General features: G+C 64.0%; 18 protein-coding genes. 9 read left to right on the forward strand and 9 right to left on the reverse strand.

Annotated elements, in window-relative coordinates; genetic code table 11:
- Positions 1–82: 82 nt before the first annotated feature.
- The 3 genes from mtgA (at position 83) to AC0L3U_RS13115 (ending at position 1894) form a co-directional block, all read left to right on the forward strand.
- Positions 83–757 (forward strand): monofunctional biosynthetic peptidoglycan transglycosylase, encoded by a 675-nt coding sequence (mtgA, locus tag AC0L3U_RS13105; protein WP_473288412.1) that lies wholly within the window; start codon positions 83–85, stop codon positions 755–757.
- A 169-nt stretch (positions 758–926) separates the two neighbouring features.
- On the forward strand, positions 927–1109 hold the full coding sequence (gene rpmF, locus AC0L3U_RS13110; RefSeq protein WP_007598106.1) for a 50S ribosomal protein L32: 183 nt from the start codon (positions 927–929) through the stop codon (positions 1107–1109).
- Positions 1110–1252: 143 nt separating this feature from the next.
- Entirely contained in the window at positions 1253–1894 is a 642-nt protein-coding gene (locus AC0L3U_RS13115) for a hypothetical protein (RefSeq protein WP_473362030.1), read from the forward strand.
- A gap of 6 nt (positions 1895–1900) precedes the next feature.
- On the opposite strand, the gene AC0L3U_RS13120 is transcribed toward AC0L3U_RS13115, so the two are convergent.
- Complete coding sequence (locus AC0L3U_RS13120) at positions 1901–2161, reverse strand: hypothetical protein (protein ID WP_473362031.1); 261 nt, start codon at positions 2159–2161, stop codon at positions 1901–1903.
- 221 nt (positions 2162–2382) lie between these two features.
- Here AC0L3U_RS13120 and AC0L3U_RS13125 point away from each other — a divergent pair, with 221 nt between their 5' ends.
- Positions 2383–4077, forward strand: a complete 1695-nt coding sequence (locus tag AC0L3U_RS13125) for an EAL domain-containing protein (RefSeq protein ID WP_473345742.1) — start codon at positions 2383–2385, stop codon at positions 4075–4077.
- An 18-nt stretch (positions 4078–4095) separates the two neighbouring features.
- Here AC0L3U_RS13125 and AC0L3U_RS13130 read toward each other — a convergent pair whose 3' ends face one another.
- The 7 genes from AC0L3U_RS13130 to AC0L3U_RS13160 all read right to left on the reverse strand — a co-directional run bounded on the left by AC0L3U_RS13130 (position 4096) and on the right by AC0L3U_RS13160 (position 13616).
- Positions 4096–5604 carry a tripartite tricarboxylate transporter permease gene (locus AC0L3U_RS13130; protein WP_473288416.1) on the reverse strand — a complete coding sequence of 503 codons (1509 nt, stop codon included), beginning with the start codon at positions 5602–5604 and terminating at the stop codon, positions 4096–4098.
- A gap of 4 nt (positions 5605–5608) precedes the next feature.
- On the reverse strand, positions 5609–6094 hold the full coding sequence (locus AC0L3U_RS13135; RefSeq protein WP_473288417.1) for a tripartite tricarboxylate transporter TctB family protein: 486 nt from the start codon (positions 6092–6094) through the stop codon (positions 5609–5611).
- An 82-nt stretch (positions 6095–6176) separates the two neighbouring features.
- Positions 6177–7151 (reverse strand): tripartite tricarboxylate transporter substrate binding protein, encoded by a 975-nt coding sequence (locus AC0L3U_RS13140; protein WP_473362032.1) that lies wholly within the window; start codon positions 7149–7151, stop codon positions 6177–6179.
- A 205-nt stretch (positions 7152–7356) separates the two neighbouring features.
- Positions 7357–10224 (reverse strand): PAS-domain containing protein, encoded by a 2868-nt coding sequence (locus AC0L3U_RS13145; protein WP_473288420.1) that lies wholly within the window; start codon positions 10222–10224, stop codon positions 7357–7359.
- Positions 10225–10440: 216 nt separating this feature from the next.
- Complete coding sequence (locus tag AC0L3U_RS13150; RefSeq protein ID WP_473362033.1) at positions 10441–11316, reverse strand: acyl-CoA acyltransferase; 876 nt, start codon at positions 11314–11316, stop codon at positions 10441–10443.
- A gap of 37 nt (positions 11317–11353) precedes the next feature.
- Positions 11354–12334, reverse strand: coding sequence for an amino acid--[acyl-carrier-protein] ligase (locus tag AC0L3U_RS13155; protein WP_473362034.1), 981 nt, complete (start codon positions 12332–12334; stop codon positions 11354–11356).
- A 64-nt stretch (positions 12335–12398) separates the two neighbouring features.
- A complete protein-coding gene (locus tag AC0L3U_RS13160) occupies positions 12399–13616 on the reverse strand; it encodes an acyl-CoA dehydrogenase family protein (protein ID WP_473362035.1) in 1218 nt (405 codons plus the stop codon).
- A 357-nt stretch (positions 13617–13973) separates the two neighbouring features.
- Here AC0L3U_RS13160 and AC0L3U_RS13165 point away from each other — a divergent pair, with 357 nt between their 5' ends.
- From AC0L3U_RS13165 to mtnA, 3 genes are all read left to right on the forward strand, one after another.
- A complete protein-coding gene (locus AC0L3U_RS13165; protein ID WP_473362036.1) occupies positions 13974–14246 on the forward strand; it encodes a phosphopantetheine-binding protein in 273 nt (90 codons plus the stop codon).
- 124 nt (positions 14247–14370) lie between these two features.
- Positions 14371–15246: an S-methyl-5'-thioadenosine phosphorylase gene (locus AC0L3U_RS13170; protein WP_473362037.1), complete on the forward strand. Its 876-nt coding sequence runs from the start codon at positions 14371–14373 to the stop codon at positions 15244–15246.
- Positions 15247–15264: 18 nt separating this feature from the next.
- Entirely contained in the window at positions 15265–16374 is a 1110-nt protein-coding gene (gene mtnA, locus AC0L3U_RS13175) for an S-methyl-5-thioribose-1-phosphate isomerase (RefSeq protein WP_473362038.1), read from the forward strand.
- Between the two features lie 121 nt (positions 16375–16495).
- Here the strand turns inward: mtnA and AC0L3U_RS13180 are convergent, their stop codons facing one another.
- A complete protein-coding gene (locus AC0L3U_RS13180; protein WP_473362039.1) occupies positions 16496–17131 on the reverse strand; it encodes an HAD-IA family hydrolase in 636 nt (211 codons plus the stop codon).
- 105 nt (positions 17132–17236) lie between these two features.
- Here AC0L3U_RS13180 and AC0L3U_RS13185 point away from each other — a divergent pair, with 105 nt between their 5' ends.
- Positions 17237–17995 (forward strand): S1 family peptidase, encoded by a 759-nt coding sequence (locus AC0L3U_RS13185; protein WP_473362040.1) that lies wholly within the window; start codon positions 17237–17239, stop codon positions 17993–17995.
- 125 nt (positions 17996–18120) lie between these two features.
- The gene (locus AC0L3U_RS13190; RefSeq protein WP_473362041.1) at positions 18121–19623 is read left to right on the forward strand and encodes a flavin-containing monooxygenase; all 1503 of its coding nucleotides are present in this window, start codon (positions 18121–18123) and stop codon (positions 19621–19623) included.
- The last annotated feature ends 183 nt before the right edge of the window (positions 19624–19806 follow it).

The raw sequence follows: 19806 nt of genomic DNA on the forward strand, positions 1-19806 counted from the left end.
AAAGTGCTGGAAAAGGCCCGAATTATCACAGACTTAATGCCGGGCCCGTGGCCGCGTTTCGTTCTGCGCCGGAAAGGTTGATTTGCGCGTCGTCAAAACCCTTCTCCTGGTGCTCGCGGTCGCGGCTCTCGCGCCCTATGTCGTCGCGCCGTTCTACCGCACCGGTCATCCCGTTTCGACGCTGATGATCTGGCGCTCGCTTCGGGGTGCGCCGATGCAGCGGGAATGGATCGATCTGGCGGCGATGTCGCCCTCGCTGCCACGCTCGGTGGTGGCGGCCGAGGACGCCCATTTCTGCAAGCATCACGGTATCGACTGGGGCGCGCTGCGTGAGGCGGTCGACGATGCCCGGGAGGACGGCACCCCGTTCCGGGGCGCTTCCACCATCACCCAGCAGGTGGCGAAAAACCTGTTCCTCTGGCAGGGGCGGGACTTCGTCCGCAAGGCGCTGGAATTCCCGCTGGCGCTGTGGATCGATCTCGTCCTGCCCAAGGCACGGATCCTGGAGATTTACCTCAACATCGCCGAGCTGGGGCCACAGGGCCAGTTTGGGGCCGAGGCGGGCAGCGCCTATGCCTTCGGCAAATCGGCGGCGAACCTCTCCCCCCGGGAGGCGGCGCTTCTGGCCTCGATCCTGCCGAATCCGGTCAAACGCAGCGCCAGGACGCCGGGACCGGGTGTCCGGCGGCTGGCCGGGACCTATGTGGCGAGGGCGCAGGCCAGCTCGCTTTCGACCTGCTGGCGGGAGAATCGCTGATTTCCGGTCCTTTTCGGGCGCATTTTCCGGCCCAGAGCCCTAGATTTAAGGCAGGCCTTCCTCTATAAGCCCGGCCTTGACCGGCATTCAGCTCGCCTCGGTTTGCGGGTGCTGAGCCGTCCCTCCGCGGACGATGCCCTGATGACACCAATCCCTAGAGGATACTGAAATGGCCGTTCCGAGAAGAAAAACCTCGCCGTCGCGCCGCGGCATGCGCCGCTCGGCTGACGCCATCAAGAAGCCGACCTATGTGGAAGACAAGGATTCCGGCGAACTCCGTCGTCCGCACCATCTCGACCTCAAGACCGGCATGTACAAGGGCCGTCAGGTCCTGAAGAAGAAAGAGTCCTGAGTTCGGGACCTTTCTTTGGGCAGGACGATCGGCCCTGCCTGATTTCGGCCAACCCATGAGATATGACAGTGACGGCGGCGGAGCGAATGCTTCGCCGCCGCATTGTCCTGTCTGGATATCTTGATCGAGAAGGCATTTCGCCGATGGTCGGTTTCCCGCTGCTCCTGATCCCGCTCGCGGTCTACAACATCATCGCCTTCCTGATGCCGAGCGTGTCCTTTACGGACGTGCTGTTCAGGATGCCGATGATCACGGGCGAGGCCTGGCCGGTCACGCTCTCCGACGTGATGCTCGCGCTAGGTGTCGTGCTGCTGCTGCTCGAGGTGGTCAAGGGCGCGCGGCCCGGCTCGAAATTCCTGATGGATCATTTGCTGTCGCTGATCGTGTTCGGCGCGGCTGCGGCCGAATTCGTGATGTGGCCCAAATTCGGCAACTCCACCTATTTCCTTCTGGTGCTGCTGGCGATGGCCGATTTCCTCGGCGGCATCGCCCAGCGCACCCGCCGCCGCGTCGCTTATGTCGCCGAAACGACGGTGCCGGCGCCGCGCAAGGCCAAGCGCCGGGCCGAGACGCCGGCGGATGAGTTCGAGCCCAAGTTCGAGCCAGTGTCCCCTCCGCAACCAGCTCCGGCAGAGCCGCCCGCGCCCACGGCGCAATCGGTCGCCGAATCCGTGCTGATGGATCACCCGGCGCCGAAGCCTGTGAGTACGCCCTCGCCGGAAATCCCTTCGCCGCATTTGCAGCCGGGCAACGGCACCCAGCCGTCTCCCGACGCGCCACGCTGATCTAATTCAAGCCAGCTGCCGCGTGCGCGCGGTGACGCTCGGAAGTGAGCGCTTGCTGCCATAGGCGACCTGCGCATCCGCGGAAGACACGCGGCGGAGCCGGCTCGTCTGCGGCAGGTGCTCGGCATTGGCGATGAGCTGGGCGACGAAGCTGGGGTCGGGGCGCGGCAGCGGTGCCTTGTGCACCCACTGCAAAACCGGCATCAGCGGCACCACAGCCGAGCCTGTGCCGTTGTCCGCCACGTCCACTTGATCCGTACTCAACATCGCAATCACCGTTGACCCGGCCTGGATTGTCGCGTTTCGAGACGCTGGCGCCGGTGCGTGTCATGTACTCGCAAGGCCTATGCCGGGCGGGCCGGTTTGGTTCCTGTGCGAGGACAAACGTGGTTTCCAAATTGTTTATCAACTTTGCCTAGGGTCAATGGCGAATCTGGCTTTATCCTGTGCCGACTCAGGACTCCCCGCTGTCCCGAAACGAGGCGATTTTGACCCCCGCATTGCCGCAAGCCTCCGACATCCTGGCTGCCCTCGGCCAGGCCGTGTTCGCCTGGGACATCGCCAGCGATGCCATCGTCTGGGGTGAGCAGGTCGGCGCCATCTTCCCCGGGATTCCCACCGAACGGCTGGCCACCGGCGCCGAATTCGCAAAGCTGATCGAGCCCGCGCAATCGCTGCGGACCGCCGCGCTGGCGCAGACCTCGGCCGTGCATGGCGCCGACGGCACGCCCTACCGGGTCGAGTACGGCGTGCGCATGAGCGCCGCCGATCCCGTGGTCTGGATCGAGGAGACCGGCCGCTGGTTCGCCGGCCCCGACGGCCGACCGGTGCGTGCGATCGGCTCCGTCCGCATCAACAATGAACGCCATGCCCGCGACGAGGAACTGACGAAGCTCGCCCGGCTCGATCCGCTGACCGGCGAGCTCAATCGCTCGCATCTGATCGCCGCGCTGGCCGAGGCCATCGAGGAGACGACCCGTTTCCGCTCGACCGCGGCCTTCATGCTGGTCGGCATCGATCATCTCGCGCGTGTCAACGAAGCCTTCGGCTTCGACGTTGCAGACGCCGTGATCCTCGACGTCGCCACGCGCATTCGCGCGCGCTTGCGCGGCGGCGACGTGCTCGGCCGCTTCTCCGGCAACAAGTTCGGCCTGATCCTGAAGAACTGCACCGTCGACGACATGAACGTCGCCGCCGAGCGCTTCCTCGCCGGCATCCGCGACGAGGTGGTGCCGACCAAATCCGGCCCGGTGTCGGTCACCGCCTCGATCGGCGCGGTCAGCGTGCCGCGCTATGCCCGCAACACCGATGAAGCCGTCAATCGCGCCCACGAGACCCTGGACACCGCGAAACAACGCCGGGTCGGCTCGTTCGCAGCCTGGCGCCCGGATGCCGCGCGCGACGCCCAGCGCCGCGTCAACATCCGCGTCACCGACGAGATCGTCACCGCACTGAACGAGCGCCGCATCAAGCTGGCCTATGAGCCGGTGGTTGCCGCCCTCTCGCGCGAGTGCGCTTTTCACGAATGCCTGGTGCGGATGGACCAGGGCGACGGCCAGGTGCTGCTCGCGCCCGACATCGTGCCGGTCGCGGAACGGCTCGGCCTGATCCGCCTGGTCGATCACCGCGTGCTCGAGCTCGTGGTCGCCGAGCTCGCCGCCGCGCCCGACATCTGCCTCAGCCTCAACATCTCGCCGGACACCACCATGGATCCCGATTGGTGGGCCGGAATCGAATCGCTGATGCGGGCCCATCCCGGCGTCGCCGAGCGGCTGATCGTCGAGATCACCGAGACCGTCGCGATCCAGGACATCGACGATGTGCGCGGCTTCGTCACCCGGCTGAAAAATTTCGGCAGCCGCATCGCCATCGACGATTTCGGCGCCGGCTACACCTCGTTCCGCAATTTGCGCAAGCTCGGCGTAGACATCGTGAAGATCGACGGCGCCTTCGTGCAGAACATCACCCGTTCCGCCGACGACCGCGCCTTCGTGCAGACCCTGATCGACCTCGCCCGCCGCCTCGACATCAAGACGGTGGCCGAATGGGTGCAGGACGAAGAAGCTGCGAACATGCTGCGCGACTGGGGCTGCGACTACATCCAGGGCCGCCTGATCGGGCTCGCCTCAGCCGACCGCCCCTGGGGCGCGCCGCCGGACAGCGCGCTGCCCGCGGCAGGGTAAGACAACCCTACCAAGCCTTCACGCCCCCTCGTCCAGCGCCACGAGCTCGCGCTTCTTGCGCAACGCGGGTAATAGCGGCGCTATCAGCAGCACCAGCGCGAGCGCAAGACACGCCGCCGAGATCGGGCGCTGCACGAATGTCCAGAGGTCGCCCTGCGACAGGATCAGCGACTTGCGCAGATTGTTCTCCATCATCGGTCCCAGCACGAATGCCAGCACCAGCGGCGCGGGCTCGAAGCCGAGCTTGCGCATGAAATAACCGATGATGCCGAATGCGATCATCACATAGACGTCGAACACGTTGTTGCTTGAGCAGTAGACGCCAAGGATCGTGAACAGGATGATCAACGGAAACAGGATATTGTAGGGCAGCTTGAGTAGCTGCACCCACATGCCGATCAGTGGCAAATTGAGGATCAGCAGCATGACATTGCCGATATACATGCTGGCAACGATGCCCCAGAACAGGCCGGGGTTTTGCGTGATCAGCAGCGGTCCCGGTTGCAGGCCGTGGATGACAAAGGCGCCGAGCAGCAGCGCCATCACCACGTTCGGGGGGATGCCCAAGGTCATCAGCGGAATGAACGCGCCGCCGGCCGCCGCGTTGTTGGCGGATTCGGGACCCGCTACGCCCTCGATCGCGCCATGGCCGAAACGCTCGGGCGTTTTCGACAGCCGCTTCTCCAGCGCATAGGACGCGAATGAGGCCACCACCGCGCCGCCGCCCGGGAGAATGCCGAGCAGGAAGCCGAGTAACGTGCCACGCGCCACCGGGCCGGCGCTCGCTTGCCAATCGGCCTTGTTGGGCAACAGCTGCGTGATCTTGGCGTTGATGATGTCGCGTTTGATCGCCTGCTCGGTATTGAGCAGCACCTCGGCGACGCCGAACAGGCCCATCACGACGGGCACGAGTCCGATGCCGTCGATCAGTTCCATGCGGCCGAACGTCAGCCGCGGCTGCGCCGTGATGCTGTCGAGGCCGATCAGTCCGAGCACGACGCCGATACATGCCATCAGAAGCGCCTTTGGCATCGATCCCTGAGTAAGGAAAGTGAGTACGATGAGGCCGAGCACCATCAGGCTGAAATATTCGGCTGGGCCGAACGCGATGGCGATGTTGGCGAGCCGCGGTGCCACCAACATTAGCGCAACGAGCGAAAATGTGCCGGCGATGAAGGAACCGAAAGCGGAGATGCCCAGCGCAGGGCCCGCGCGGCCCCGCTTCGCCATCTGGTGACCGTCGATACAGGTCACGACGGAAGCTGCCTCGCCGGGAATGTTGACCAGGATCGAGGTGGTCGAGCCGCCATACATCGAGCCGTAATAGATCCCCGCCATCATGATGATGCCGGATTCCGGCGTTCCTGACAGTGTCACCGGAAGCAACAACGACATCGCCGAGATCGGTCCGATGCCTGGCAGCACGCCGACTAACGTACCGATGAAGACGCCGATGAAGCAGTAGAGCAGGTTGATCGGTAGGAGCGCGATGCCAAACCCGTGCGCGACGTTGACGAGCGTATCCATGCGATCAACCGATCCCGAACAGGCCCGAGGGCAGCTGGATCAGCAGCAGCCGCTTGAGTACCCACCACATTCCGAGCGGCACCAGCACCGCGATCGGCATCGCCAGTGTCCAGCGCACCGGATCGATCAAGCGCAACAAAAGCAGCATGAGCGGGATCGACGACAGCAGGAATCCCAGCGGCTCGAGGGCAAAGGAGAACGCGGTGAGGCAGGCGATGACGAGAAGCGGCTTGCTCCAGCTCACATTGTCCCAGCGCGAAGCCAGCGTCGGCCCGCCCTCGGTGATGGCCGAAATGATGATGCTGGCCGCGAACACGCACATCAGGATGCCCGTGTAGAACAGCACGTAGCCGGAGCCGGGGTCGTTGATGGTGCCAAGCTTGAGCTTAACGCCCTGCCAGATCACGAAGCCGCCCAGCGCGAGCCCGATCAAGCCGCCCCAGAGTTCGGAGTTGTTGAGACGGAGTTTGACGGTGGTTTGGTCGTTCATCGATACCCTCTCGGCCGTGCCCCGGACGCTACGCAGCGCGACGCGGTGCGCTGCAGATCCGGGACACGAAAGTGGCTCAATCCTACTTCTTCGCAAGCCCGAGCGTGTCGATCACCTTGCGCTCTGACTCCGTGACCTCGACGACGAACTTTTTGTAGTCCTCGGTATTCTTGTAGCTCGGCACCATGTCGTATTTGGCGAGCGTGGCGATCACCGCGGGGTCTTCGACCGCATTCTTGAAGGCGTCGTGCAATTTGGCGACGATCTTGGGATCCATGCCCTTGGGTCCTCCGATGCCGAACGGGGAATCGTAGACCATGGGATAGCCGAGTTCCTTCAGCGTAGGCACGTCAGGATAGTTCGGCGATCGCGCGCCGGTCCACACCATAAGAAGCTTCAGCTTGCCGGCGTCAACCAAGGGCCGCCAACCGGTGGAGTCGGCTTGCAGCATGGTGTGCTGGCCGAGTACCGCGGCGTTGGTTTCCGCCCCGCCCTTGAACGGCACCTGTGTGAGCTTGATGCCGGACATCGCGGCGATCTGCTCCATGCCGATATGAAGTGAGGTGCCGGTGCCCGGCGTCGCGTAAGTCACCTTGCCGGGATTTGCCTTCGCGAACTCGACCACGTCCTTCCAGGACTTGAACTGCGACTCCGCGCTGGTGGTTACGCCGAAGGTGTAGCCGGTGAGATGAATGATGTAGGTAAAATCCTTTGTCGGATCCCAGGACACCTCCTGCATCAGGGGCAGGCGGAAAACGGTGATCGGAAGCTGTGAAATGGTGTAGCCGTCCGGCTTCGCGGCCGCGGCCATCGTGGCAGGTCCAACCGTGCCGCCGCCGCCGGCCTTGTTGTCGATCACGATCGGCTGCCCCAGGACCTTGGAGGCGCTATCGGCGATCGCGCGCATCGAGATGTCGGTCGACCCGCCGGCCGGCCACGGCACGATCAGCGTCACCGGTTTGGTGGGATAGTCCTGCGCACCGGCAGCAGTCGAGAGCAACGCGCCCACGACATGCATGGCGGCAAAGGCGGTTGTCTTCAGCCCGTATCGCGACATCGAAACTCCTCCCTCGCGGTGGCCTCGTGCGGGCCGCCGTTTTCTCATTGTTATGACGGGATTGTCCCCGAAATCATGGGAGAAGAAAAGCGCATTGCGCGGCCGCTCCGCGGAGGCGAGACGGTGATCCCGCCGAAAAACGCACGTGCGACAATTGGTCGTTTGGAAGCGTGCCGAGATACGGAATTTGCCTTCGGCTGAGCCCTTACGCGACGCGGCGGACTGCGCCCAGCGTCTCGATCATGCGTCCTACCTCCGCGGCCGGGGAGGGCTTGCCGAAATAATATCCCTGCACGGCGGTGCAGCCGCATTCGCGGACGAAGTCGAGTTGTTCAATCGTCTCCACGCCTTCTGCCGTGGTCTCGACGTTGAGCACCGAGCCGAGGCTGGCGATGGTGCGGACGATCGCCATACTCTCAGGGCTTTCACTGAGCGTGCCGACGAAGGAGCGGTCGATCTTGATGCGGTCGAACGGAAATCTGCGCAAATAGCTCAGCGAAGAATAACCGACGCCGAAATCGTCGAGGCTGACGCGCACACCCAACGCGCGGAGCTGGTGCAGGATCTCGATCGTCGATTCGCTGTCGTCGAGCAGCGCCGTCTCGGTGAGCTCGAGCTCGAGCCGATGCGGCGGCAGGCCGGCCTCCGCAAGCGCGCTCGTCACCATCGCCACCAGCCCGCGCGAGCGGAATTGCACCGGCGACAGGTTCACCGCGACGGTGAGATCGGGCCAGGTCGCGGCGGTCGCGCAGGCCGTGCGCAGCACCCACTCGCCGATCGGAACGATCAGGCCGTTCTCTTCCGCAATCGGAATGAATTCGGCCGGTGAGACGGGGCCGCGCGAAGGATGCTTCCAGCGCAGCAGCGCCTCGAAGCCGGTAAGTTCGGTGGTGTCGAGCCGCACCTGCGGCTGGAATGCCAGGTGGAATTCACGGGCCTCCAGCGCGCCGCGCAGATCGTGCTCGAGCGCGTGCCGGCTGCGAGCCTCTTTCTCCATTTCGGGCTCGAACAGCTGATAGGCGCCGCGCCCCTTGGCCTTGGCTTGGTACAGCGCGAGGTCGGCGCATTTCATCAGCTCGTCGGCGTCGAGCCCATGATCGGGCGCGATTGCGATGCCGACGGAGACGCCAACATGTATCGACTGGTGCTCCAGCGGCGGCGGGTGACCGATGATCTCGACCAGGCGGCGCGCGAGCCTTTCCGCCGATTGCGGCTGCGGCCCGCGCTGGAGAACCGCGAACTCGTCGCCACCGAGCCGCGCGACGGTGTCGTGCTCGCCGACATTCTCCTGCAGCCGCGCCGCGACCCAGCGCAACAGCCGGTCGCCGGCCGCGTGGCCGAGGCGGTCGTTGACGGTCTTGAAATTGTCGAGGTCGAAGCACAGCACGGCCATCGCGCCGCCGGCGATCGCGACCTGGTTCAGTCCCTCGCCCATCTTCTCGCGGAACAGAGTGCGATTGGGCAGGTCGGTGAGTGAATCGTGCCGCGCCATGTGCGCCACGCGGGCCTGGGCCTTGTGGCGTTCGGTGACATCCTCATAGGTGACGACCCAGCCTCCATGCTCCATTCGCTTGTGATTGAGCTTGATGATGCGGCCGTCGCCCAAATAGCGGTGCAGTGTGTGCTCGCCCTCGCGCAGCCTCTCGACATAGTCGGCATAGAGCCGCGCGGCGGTGGTGTTTGGATGGATGCCGAGCTCGCAGCTGTGCTCCATGATCTCGCGCATCGACACACCCGGCTTCACCAATTCGGGTGACAGTCCGTACATCTCGATATAGCGCCGATTGCAGACGATGACGCGCAAGCTCGAATCGAGCATGCACAGGCCCTGGCTCATGTTGTTCAGGGCCGCGTCGAAGCGCCGATACTGCTCGCTCAACTCCTCGACTGCGTGCTCGCGCTCGGTGATGTCCTCGTAGGTGGCCACAAAACCACCCTCGGCCAGGGCGCAATAGCGCACCGAGATCGTGGTGTCGTTCGACATCCGCCGGCGTATCGGCGAGGAGTTGCGGTCGGCAATCCTTGCGCTGGCGGCTTCCAGGAGTTGTTGCGGACTATACTCGGACGAGAACGCGCCGTTTGCCATCGAGCGTTCGATCAGTTCGCCGAGATGCGTGCCCGGCTTGGATTCCTCCGGCGACAGCCGATAGATCTTTTGGTAGGTGGTGTTGCAGACGCGCAGGCGCATGTCGCTGTCGTAGAAGGCGAGCCCGTGCGCCATGTTCTCCAGCGCCGCATCGAGCATGAAGTTCTGCTGCCTCAGCATCTCCTCGTATTGCAGCCGCTCGGTGACGTCTTCGTGCACCGTCACCCAGCCGCCGTCGGGCAGAAAGCGGGAAACCACCTGCACCATCCGTCCGTCATAGCGCATCACCAGCAGGGTTTTCGTCTTCCTGGTGCGCACGTCCTCCAGCCTGGTGTAGTGGAATTCGTCGCCCGGCATGCCCGGCAGGTTGCCGCGCGAAAGCCAATGATCGATGGTCGCGCCGTGCGTGACGCCCGGCTTCACGATGTCCGGGTCGAGATTATAGAGCTTCAGGAAGCGATCGTTGCAGACGACGACGCGGCTGTCGGCATCGTACATGATCAGTCCGTGCGACATGTTGGCGAGCGCGTGCTGGCTGCGCTCGGTCTGCACGCGCAGCTCCGCCTCGACCCGGGCGAGGCGGCTGACGTCGTCGCAGATCGTCATCCAGCCGCCGCCGGGAAGCGGCTTCAGTTCGAGCGCCATGACGAGGCCGCTTGCAAGCGTCTGTTGAGTCCGGAACGGCTTGCCGGCTGCGATCCGTGCCATGCGCGCGGCATAGAGTGCGTCGACTTCCTCTGCGGGGATGTTGCCGAGGGCCACACTGTGGGCGAGCACGTCGCGATAGCTCGTGCCGACCCGCACTTTCTCGGCCGACATGTTGAACAGGCTGAGATAGCGCTGATTGACCAGCACGATCCGGTTGCCGGCATCGTAGACGCAGACGCCTTGCTCCATGTGGTCGAGCGCAAGCTGGCTCAGCCCGACCAGGGCCTTCGGGCCATGCTCGCGGCGTGCATCAAGCTCGTTGTCGCGGATCGACGTCATGGGCGGCGGGGTCCCGGCGGGCGATAGACTTAACGCGATGTAATTCAGTCGCCGAGGCTAGCGAAGAGGCGGGAAAATTCCCTTAAGCGCCGTAGTTTACGGAGAGTGACCGGGGATGCAGGGATGCTGCCAATGTGAAGGGGGCAATGTACCGTCGCGCCGGTCGACCTGCGCAATTGCGCGTTAGACCCGGATCGAATCCGGCCCAAACGGGGCCTACGGCCCGTACAGCACAAGTTCCGTATCGGTGAGGTCGGCGAGCTGCGGCCGGTGCGGGCCCTTGAAATATTTGCGGCCGCGACGCTCGGTGTAGATGCCGACGAGGCCGGGAACCGGGCCGTTGGAATCGACGGCGACCGCGATCTTGCCGAGCCGCAGCAGCAGCCGGCCGATGCGGCCCGCGCATTCGGTGTATTCGGCCGCGTTGCGACAGTAGATCAGCTTCATCGCGGGCGGCGCAATGATGCCACGGCGGATGCGCACCGGTTGCAGGATGAAGGGGAACGTTCCCTTCGGCGTGCGGCAGACGAGGCTGAGGCAATTGTAGCGCGCATGCCGCGTCAACAGATCGGTCTCGGCATCGGAAAGCCCGTCGATCGTCTTGGCGTGCTGCGAGATGACCTCGATCTTGCTCCAGCGTGGGACGCGCGCGAGCACGGGCACCGAGAAGAATATACCCCTGCAATAGGCGCGAAAGCCCTGCGTCTCGATGATCGGCCAGGTCCACGGCGCCGGGCTGATGTTGAGATAGGTGACGTCCTTGTGGCGCTGCGCGATCTTGGTCAGGAGCGGGGCGTAGTTGCGGTAGGCCGGATCGACGTACCAGCTCGACAAATTGCACTGGATGGCGGTCTCATCGCCGTCCCTCCGCGCCGTGTAGATCAGCAGCAGCACGCCGACCGGCGTGCCGTCATTGTCGAGCATGTAGCCAAAGCGCGGGTAGCCTTCCGGTACGGGCCTGAAGGCCTGCCGGCGCAGGCCCTGGATCCAGTAGCCGCGCGAGCGGCCGACGAAGCCGCGCGTCAGCAAGTCCGCGACCGCATCGACGTCGGACTCGGTGATCTCGCGGCATCGGACCTTGGTATGGATCACGCTCGTCTTTCCCGTGGAAATGACCGGCCTCGTTCCGTTAGCGCCAGCCTTCGCCGTGGGCATCGGCCGCGATCTGCGGCTGCAGGCCCATGATCTCCCGCACCTTGGCGGGCCAGGCGGAAGGATCGGTGCCGTGGGTATGGAACATGGCGACGGCCAGGCGGTCCATGCCGAAGGCGACGCAGCCGGTGTGGGCCGGCTCGCCATTGGCGTCCTTGATGTCCCAGGTCGTGCCGAAATGCTCGCGGTGATAATTGAAGCTCATGCAGGCCGTCGGCTGCTCTTCCGAGCGCAGCGGGATCAGCAGTTCGAACTTGAGCTGCTGCTGCTTCTGGCTCACCGCCTTCATCTGACCGACGCGGCCAAAGAACGGATCGCTGGCATAATCGACGCGGAAGGTGAGACCGAGATCGGTCGCAATCGCCTGCGCCCGCACCATCCAGCGCTCGCGGAAATCGGCGACGTCATCGGGGCTGCCGATGCAGACATATTCCCGCATCCGGAACGATTGCAGCCGGTCGAGATGTTTCGACGGCTCGCGGCGGAAGCAGTCGGCGGCGACGTCGAAGCGCAGGCCGCCCTTCGGCAACTGGCCGCGGCTCGCCGCGATCGGATAGACGGGATAGCAGGCTGCCGGCGACAGCACGAGGTCTGCCGGCGAGAGCGAGCTGGTCCAGTCGCCGCCGGCATCGAAGCGGCTGACCGCGGCGTTGATCTCGCGCTCGGTGCCGTGCAAGCCGCAGACGCAACCGAGCAGGTTCGGAAAGCTCTTCAGGTAGCCGGATTTTTCCAGCTGAGACCGGCTCATCACCGGCGGGAAGCGCATCACCTCAGTGCCGGCCTCGCGATGGCTCGTGATCAGCGCGGCGAGCTTTTCGACGATGCCCTCGTAGAGCGCGGTGCGGGCATAGACGCCGTCCGAGCCCATGGGGTGGAACAGCTTCTCGGCGAGATGATCCAGCGGATCCGCGATCTGCGGCGCGGTCTCAGGCGAGTTGGGGAGAACAGCAATGTTCATGTTCGGCTTCCTGCTATCTGAAATTATTCTTATTGAACGAAGGCACGTCGGTCTCGAAAGCTCGTCAGTCCCGAAGGCTTGTCGGCACGCCGCTCATCAGGGTCGATGTTGCGGCATTGGTCAGAATGCGGTCGTTGTTGATCATGATCGGCGACGACAGTACGTCGCGCAGGTGGCGACCCATGGTGAACTCACCGTCGTTGCGGTAGCCGGAAAGGCCTGCGGTGCGCATCGCATGCATCACGGTCTCGACCGCGAGCTCCGAGGCCTGCACCTTCAGAAGCGTGATCGAAGACTGGAAGTCGAGCGAGCCGAGCGCGCGTTCGTCGTGCTCGGCGCGGGCAAAGGCGTCGATATTGGCTGATATCAGCGCCCGCAGCTTGGCCAGCGACATCTTGGCGGCGGTGAAATGCGCGGCTGCCGGGGGCATCTGGCCCCCTGAGCTGCGAGCCGCCTTGCGGACGAAGGCCTGCGCACGGGTGACGGCGGCTGCAGCGATACCAGCCCAGGCCGAGGACCAGCACAGATGCGCGAACGGCGTCATGGTCTGGGCGTGGATCTTGTCGTAGGATTCCGGGAAGACGCGGTCGGTCGGGCAGTCGACCTTCAGCTCGAAGCCGGTCGAGCAGGTGCCGCGCATGCCGAGCGTTTCCCAGCCCAGCGTCCGCTTCAGCGAATAATCGTCCTTGGCGAGCGCCAGCAGCACCTGGTCGGACGCAGAAGCGTCGGTGGCGCGGCGGGCGATGGTCACGAGGCCGTCGGCCTCGGCACCGTAGGAGATCACGGTGGCGTCGCGCAGCAGCGAGACGGTGTCGCCGGCGACGTCGACGGCGGCGGCGCTAGCGCGGATGTTGCCGCCGTTCTGGCCTTCGGTGGTGGAGGAGGCGAGCAGCCACTGGTCGCGCGCGACCCGGCGCATCATGGTTTCCATCCAGGGGATGCCGTGGCCGTGCCTGACGACGCAGGCGACCTTTGTCGTGTGCATCGCGTAGATCATCGCCGTGGAGGCGCAGGCGCGTCCGAGCGTGTAGCAGACGTCGGTGACGTCGTGGATCGAGGCACCGAAGCCGCCGAACTCGGCCGGGATCATGACGCCGAGCAGCTTCTGCTCACGCGCAACCTCGAAAGCCTTGTGAGGGAAGCGGGCATCGCGATCGACCCCGTCGGCGTCCGCTGCCGCCACGGTGGCGGTCCGGGCGGCGCGTTCGATGAGGGAGGGACCATGCTCGAGAAAGCTCGTCTGCGTCTCGTCGACAGTGAGGACTGCTTCACGCACGTTCATACTCGTCCGCCTCCGGTTTGCCGTTCAGGATCGCCGGCATCATTCGCGATGCCGCTTGAGCGATCCTTCGACCATCTTTGCTTATGAGATGAGGCTACGGATTTAATTCAAATTCGTCGATGAAATAGAGGGTAAACAAAGCCCAATTCCGAACGAACAGTTAAGTTCGGGTTGTTTGCATCTTCCGGATTCCCGCGATCGCGTTAGGGATCTGTAAGAAGCCGGAAATCCAGACAATCTGAGTCATCGTTTACTAAGAAACGCGAAGTAATGGTGGCGTCCATTGCGGGATCGGCCCGCCGTGCCCATCGTAGCCGGCAACCGGTCCGACCTTTGTCGACAGATGGGAATTTACCGATGCAGGCTTTCGATACCGAGTTGCGCAATCGCATCATCAAGCTGGTGAAGGGCATCCTCGCCCAGAACTCGCTCTCCGCCGAGGTCACGGCGCAGGCCAAGCTCGTCGACGTCGGCCTGACCTCGATGGACATGGTCAATCTGATGCTCGGCGTCGAAGCCGAGTTCGACTTTACGATTCCCCAATCCGAGATCACACCGGAGAACTTCCAGTCGGTCGAGACGCTGGAGCGTATGGTTGCGACCCAGCTGCAGTCGGCGGCCGCGGCATAATCAGGAGTGCTGGCGCACATCCTCCTGACGGCACTTCTTGACCCCATCCCCCGTTCCAAAGCCGACGTAAAACTGGCATAGCTTCCCCACGGAATCGCGATGGCGCGAACGGGGTGGAGCAGGCATGACGCAGGCGGTATTGGGCATCATCGGCGGCTCCGGCATCTACGATCTGCCGGGGCTGGAGGACGCTCGCGAAGAGGTGATCAAAAGCCCCTGGGGCGAGCCGTCGGCGCCGCTGCGGCGCGGCTCCATTGCCGGCCTGCCGATCGTGTTCCTGCCGCGCCACGACAAGGGCCACCGGCTGTCGCCCTCTGACATCAATTATCGCGCCAATATCGACGTCCTCAAGCGCGCCGGCGTCACCGACCTGATCTCGCTGTCGGCCTGCGGCTCGTTCAGGGAGGAACTGCCGCCGGGAACCTTCGTTCTCGTCGACCAATTCGTCGATCGTACCCACAAGCGCGACAGCTCGTTCTTCGGGAGGGGATGCGTCGCGCATGTCTCGATGGCGCACCCGGTATCGCCGCGGCTGCGCATCCATCTTGCCACGGCGGCCGAAGCCGAGGGCATCGCGTTTTCGCGAGGCGGCACCTATGTCTGCATGGAGGGACCGCAATTCTCGACCTATGCGGAAAGCATGACCTACAAGACGCTTGGCTATTCCGTGATCGGCATGACCAACATGCCCGAAGCGAAGCTCGCGCGTGAGGCCGAGCTTTGCTACGCCACCGTCGCGATGGTGACGGATTTCGATTGCTGGCATCCCGATCACGACGCCGTCACCGTGCAGGACATCATCCGCGTTCTGAGCTCGAACGCCGACAAGGCAAAAGCGCTGGTGGCGCGACTGGCGAAAGACTTCCCGCGCGAGCATGAGCCGTGCCCGATCGGCTCGGACCGCGCGCTCGATACCGCATTGATCACCGCGCCCGAGGCGCGCGATCCCGAGCTCTTGAAGAAGCTCGATGCGGTGGCCGGGCGCATCTTGCGAACGTGATACGAAAGGCAGAATGCCATGAAGGTCGACGGCAAGCATTTCCGCAGCATCTGGCGTGAGCGCGACGGCTGGTCGGTCGGAGCGATCGACCAGCGCCGGCTGCCGCATGAGTTCATCGTTGCGAAGCTGACCTCATGCGAGGACGCGGCCCTCGCCATCCGCGACATGCTGGTACGCGGTGCGCCGCTGATCGGCGCGACCGCAGCTTACGGCATGGCGCTGGCGATGCGCGAGGACGCCTCCGACGCCGGCCTGAAGCGCGCCTACGACACGCTCGTGGTGGCGCGGCCGACGGCGATCAATCTGAAATGGGCGCTGGACGAGATGCGCGCGAGCCTCGCGCCGATCGATCCGCTGGAGCGCGCGGAGGCCGCCTATGCGCGCGCCGACGAGATCGTCGAGCAGGACGTCGAGATCAACCGCGGCATCGCCGGCAACGGCCTGAAACTCATCGAGGCGATCGTCGCAAGGAAGAAGCCGGGCGAGACCGTCAATTTGCTGACCCATTGCAACGCCGGCTGGCTTGCGACCGTAGATTGGGGCACGGCGACGGCGCCGATCTATCTCGCGCACGAGCGCGGCATCAAGGTCCATGTCTGGGTCGATGAGACGCGTCCGCGCAACCAGGGCGCCTCGCTCACGGCTTGGGAGCTCGGCCATCACGGCGTGGCGCATACGGTCATTCCGGACAACACCGGCGGGCATCTGATGCAGCACGGCATGGTCGATCTCGCCATCGTCGGCACCGATCGCGTTGCCGCCAATGGCGACGTCTGCAACAAGATCGGCACGTATTTGAAGGCGCTCGCCGCGCACGACAATAACGTGCCGTTCTATGTCGCGCTGCCGTCGCCGACGATCGATTTCGCCGTCGATGACGGCATCCGCGACATCCCGATCGAGCAGCGCAGCGGCACGGAGGTCACCGACATGACCGGCCGCACTGCGGACGGAAGGCTTGAGACGGTACGCATCGTGCCGGAGGGCTCGCCCGTTGCAAACTATGCCTTCGACGTCACCCCGGCGCGGCTCGTCACCGGCCTCATCACCGAGCGAGGCGTATTGAAGCCTGATCGCGCCTCGCTGGCGGCTGCGTTTCCGGAGCGTATTGCCGCCGCTGCGGAATAATCAGTTCGCCATGCGAGATTTTTCCACGCCGTCATTGCGAGCGCAGCGAAGCAATCCAGAATCCCACCGCGGCGGCAGTCTGGATTGCTTCGCTGCGCTCGCAATGACGGAGAATGATGTTCTAGCTCAGCTTCAATCCCGTCACGGCCTCGAGCTCGGCGATCGCCTGGGCGCCACTGGTCACCTTGATCGTGGTCATGCCCATCTCGCGCGCGGGCTTCAGATTGACGCCGAGATCGTCGAGATAGATGCAATTCTTCGGGTCGACGTTCAGCGTCTCGGCCATCATCTGGTAGATGCGCGGGTCGGGCTTGCGCAGGCCGATCTTGGCGGACTCGATCACATGGTCGAACAGCACCATCACCTCGGCGACATAGAGTGAGCGCCCGGTCATGCTGCCGATCGCATTGGCCGGCAGATTGTTGGTAATGCAGCCGGTCTTGAATTGCGCCTTGATGCGCTTCAGCGCTTCGACCATCTCGGGGCGCAGATCGCCCTGAAGCAGCGGCAGCACATCGCGGCCGCGCACCTCCGCGCCGAGCGCCAGCGACTCCGTCGCGAACAAATGATCGAACGTGTCGATGTCGACCTCGGCGCGCTCGAACTTGGCCCAGGCATTTTCCAGATGATTGGCGGCATTGGTGCGCCGGATGATGTCGATGGGCAGGCCACGCTCAGTCTCGAACCGCGTGAACGCCTCAAATGGCGAACTCGTCAGCACGCCGCCAAAATCAAAAATCACAGCCTCGATCGTCAAGATCCCGCCCTCGTCAATTCCTTTCCAAGAGCGCTAGCATGCGCTATCGGCAAGGGCCAGTCCGAAGCCATCCCGCCGCCGTCACCGATGCCGAAGCGTGTTCCCATGAAAAAGCTTGCAACCATCATTACAGCCGCGCTGCTGCTGGCCACGCCCGCTTATGCCATCGTTGGCGGCGGCACGCCGCAGGCCGATGGCGTCGCGCGCGCTGTCGTCACGATCGTCGGCTCGCGCGGCAATTTCTGTACCGGAACCCTGGTTGCGCCAAGGCTGGTGCTCACCGTCGCCCACTGCGTGCAGCCCGGCGCGGACTATAAGATCGTCGATCGCAGCACCGACGGACAGCCGCAACTGCTGAATGTGCGCACCGTCGCGATCCATCCGAGTTTCAACATGCAGGCGATGCAGGCGCATCGCGCTACCGCCGACCTGGCACTGCTGCAGCTGGAAATTCCATTGAAGGGAAAATCGACGGTACCGGTCGGTGCGCCGAATATTCCGATCCAGGTCGGCAGCCGCTTCGTCATCGCCGGTATCGGCGTCACCGTGCGTGGCGACGGCAAGAGTGGCGGCGCGACGCGTGTTGCCGGCCTCGTCGCGACAGGTCAGCCCGGCACGCTCCAGATCCGGCTGGTCGACCCCGTAACCAACGGTGTTCGCGACGGAATTGGCGCCTGCACCGGTGACTCCGGCGGTCCCGTGTTCGAGGACAAGCCGACCGGATCCGTGCTCGTCGGCGTGATCAGCTGGTCCACGGGGCCGAACGGAGCCGCCGGCTGCGGCGGGCTGACCGGCGTCACACCGCTCACGCTCTATCGCGACTGGATCTTGCAGACCGCGCGGAGCTGGGGTGCGGCGCTGTGATTTGACCGCGTCCCGATCTATGTCATCTTGAAGCGGAAGCGCGATGGGCAACCATGTCCGTCGCGGGGGAAACGCGTCGCCCAACCAAGGGCGGCCATAAAAACAAGCAAGGCATAGAAGCAACAATGAATGTCGCTGTTCGCAGTCACGCCACGGCCAAACAGGCTTCTGAACATTTCGACGTGCTGATCGTCGGCGCCGGCATCTCGGGCATCGGCAGCGCCTATCACATGACCAAGCAGCTTCCGGGTGCGAGCTTCGTCATCCTGGAAACGCAGGCGACGTTCGGCGGCACGTGGACGACGCATCGCTATCCCGGCATCCGCTCCGACAGCGATCTCCACACCTTCGGTTATAGTTTCAAGCCCTGGGTCGGGCCGCCGATCGCGACCGCCGACGAAATCCTCGCTTACATGAACGAGGTGATCGACGAAAACGATATCGCGCGGCATATCCGCTACAAGCACAAGATCAATTCGGCGAGCTGGTCGAGCGAGCAAAACCTCTGGACCATCGAGGCGGTGACGACCGACACCGGCGAGTCGAAAACCTTCACGGCGAACTTTCTCTGGATGTGCCAGGGCTATTACCGCCATTCGGAAGGCTATACGCCGGAATGGAAGGGTACCGATCGCTTCAAGGGCCGCATCGTTCATCCGCAGACCTGGCCTGATGATATCGACCTCGCGAACAAGAAAGTCGTCGTGATCGGCTCCGGCGCGACGGCGGCGACGTTGGTGCCGAACATCGCCGACAAATGCGCACATGTCGCGATGCTGCAGCGTTCGCCGACCTATTTCCGTCTCGGGCGCAACGCCATCGAGATCGCGGAGGAGCTACGCAGGCTTCAGGTCGACGAGGCCTGGATCCACGAGATCGTCCGGCGCAAGATCCTGTTCGAGCAGGACGCGTTCACGAAACTCTGCATCTCCAAGCCCGAGCAGGTGAAGCAAGAGCTGATCGGCCAGATCAGCGCGGTGCTCGGTCCGGAGTACGATGTCGACACACATTTCACGCCGAGCTACCGGCCGTGGCGGCAGCGCATCGCGTTCGTGCCCGATGCCGATCTGTTCAAGGGCATCGCCAGCGGCAAGGCGTCCGTCGTCACCGACGAGATCGAGTGCTTCGTCGAGAACGGCATCCAGCTCAAATCCGGCAAGCTGCTCGAAGCCGATATCATCGTCACCGCAACCGGCTTCAATCTCGCGGCGCTCGGTGACATCGCCTTCGAGGTCGACGGCAAGCCACTCGCCTTCGGCGACACCGTCACCTATCGCGGCATGATGTTCACGGGCGTGCCGAACATGGTCTGGGTGTTCGGCTATTTCCGCGCCAGCTGGACGCTGCGTGTCGACCTCGTCGCCGACTTCGTCTGCCGTCTGCTCGGTCACATGAAGGCCAAAGGCAAGAAGAAGGTCGAGGTGAGCTTGCGCGCCGAAGACCACAACATGCCGATCCTGCCCTGGATCGATCCGGAGAACTTCAACCCCGGCTACATGATGCGCAACATGGGCCTGCTGCCCAAGCGCGGTGACAAGCCGGAATGGCAGCACAGCCAGGACTACTGGACCGAGAAGGACGAGATCCCGAAGACGGATCTGGATGGCGGGGAGTTTGTGTACGGGTGAGGCGCTCGCGCTGACCACACACTCTGCTGTCGTCCCGGCGAAGGCCGGGACCCATACCGCGAGGCCTATCGATTGCGGACGGTGCTAGTCCCGAACGACCAGTCTTCGCCAAACCTCTCCCTGGGGTTATGGGTCCCGGCCTTCGCCGGGACGACATCTTTTGTTTGGCGAGAAGTGTCCCAA

Source organism: Bradyrhizobium sp. Kon69 (assembly GCF_055807515.1).

What these genes read in the sequence shown, in the direction of transcription:
- AC0L3U_RS13145 (WP_473288420.1), bottom strand. Translation starts at nt 10,224, where the DNA reads ATGACGTCGATCCGCGACAACGAGCTTGATGCACGCCGCGAGCATGGC.
- AC0L3U_RS13185 (WP_473362040.1), top strand. Translation starts at nt 17,237, where the DNA reads ATGAAAAAGCTTGCAACCATCATTACAGCCGCGCTGCTGCTGGCCACG.
- rpmF (WP_007598106.1), top strand. Translation starts at nt 927, where the DNA reads ATGGCCGTTCCGAGAAGAAAAACCTCGCCGTCGCGCCGCGGCATGCGC.
- AC0L3U_RS13135 (WP_473288417.1), bottom strand. Translation starts at nt 6,094, where the DNA reads ATGAACGACCAAACCACCGTCAAACTCCGTCTCAACAACTCCGAACTC.
- mtnA (WP_473362038.1), top strand. Translation starts at nt 15,265, where the DNA reads ATGAAGGTCGACGGCAAGCATTTCCGCAGCATCTGGCGTGAGCGCGAC.
- AC0L3U_RS13170 (WP_473362037.1), top strand. Translation starts at nt 14,371, where the DNA reads ATGACGCAGGCGGTATTGGGCATCATCGGCGGCTCCGGCATCTACGAT.
- AC0L3U_RS13155 (WP_473362034.1), bottom strand. Translation starts at nt 12,334, where the DNA reads ATGAACATTGCTGTTCTCCCCAACTCGCCTGAGACCGCGCCGCAGATC.
- AC0L3U_RS13115 (WP_473362030.1), top strand. Translation starts at nt 1,253, where the DNA reads ATGGTCGGTTTCCCGCTGCTCCTGATCCCGCTCGCGGTCTACAACATC.
- AC0L3U_RS13140 (WP_473362032.1), bottom strand. Translation starts at nt 7,151, where the DNA reads ATGTCGCGATACGGGCTGAAGACAACCGCCTTTGCCGCCATGCATGTC.
- AC0L3U_RS13120 (WP_473362031.1), bottom strand. Translation starts at nt 2,161, where the DNA reads ATGTTGAGTACGGATCAAGTGGACGTGGCGGACAACGGCACAGGCTCG.
- AC0L3U_RS13160 (WP_473362035.1), bottom strand. Translation starts at nt 13,616, where the DNA reads ATGAACGTGCGTGAAGCAGTCCTCACTGTCGACGAGACGCAGACGAGC.
- AC0L3U_RS13130 (WP_473288416.1), bottom strand. Translation starts at nt 5,604, where the DNA reads ATGGATACGCTCGTCAACGTCGCGCACGGGTTTGGCATCGCGCTCCTA.
- AC0L3U_RS13190 (WP_473362041.1), top strand. Translation starts at nt 18,121, where the DNA reads ATGAATGTCGCTGTTCGCAGTCACGCCACGGCCAAACAGGCTTCTGAA.
- AC0L3U_RS13165 (WP_473362036.1), top strand. Translation starts at nt 13,974, where the DNA reads ATGCAGGCTTTCGATACCGAGTTGCGCAATCGCATCATCAAGCTGGTG.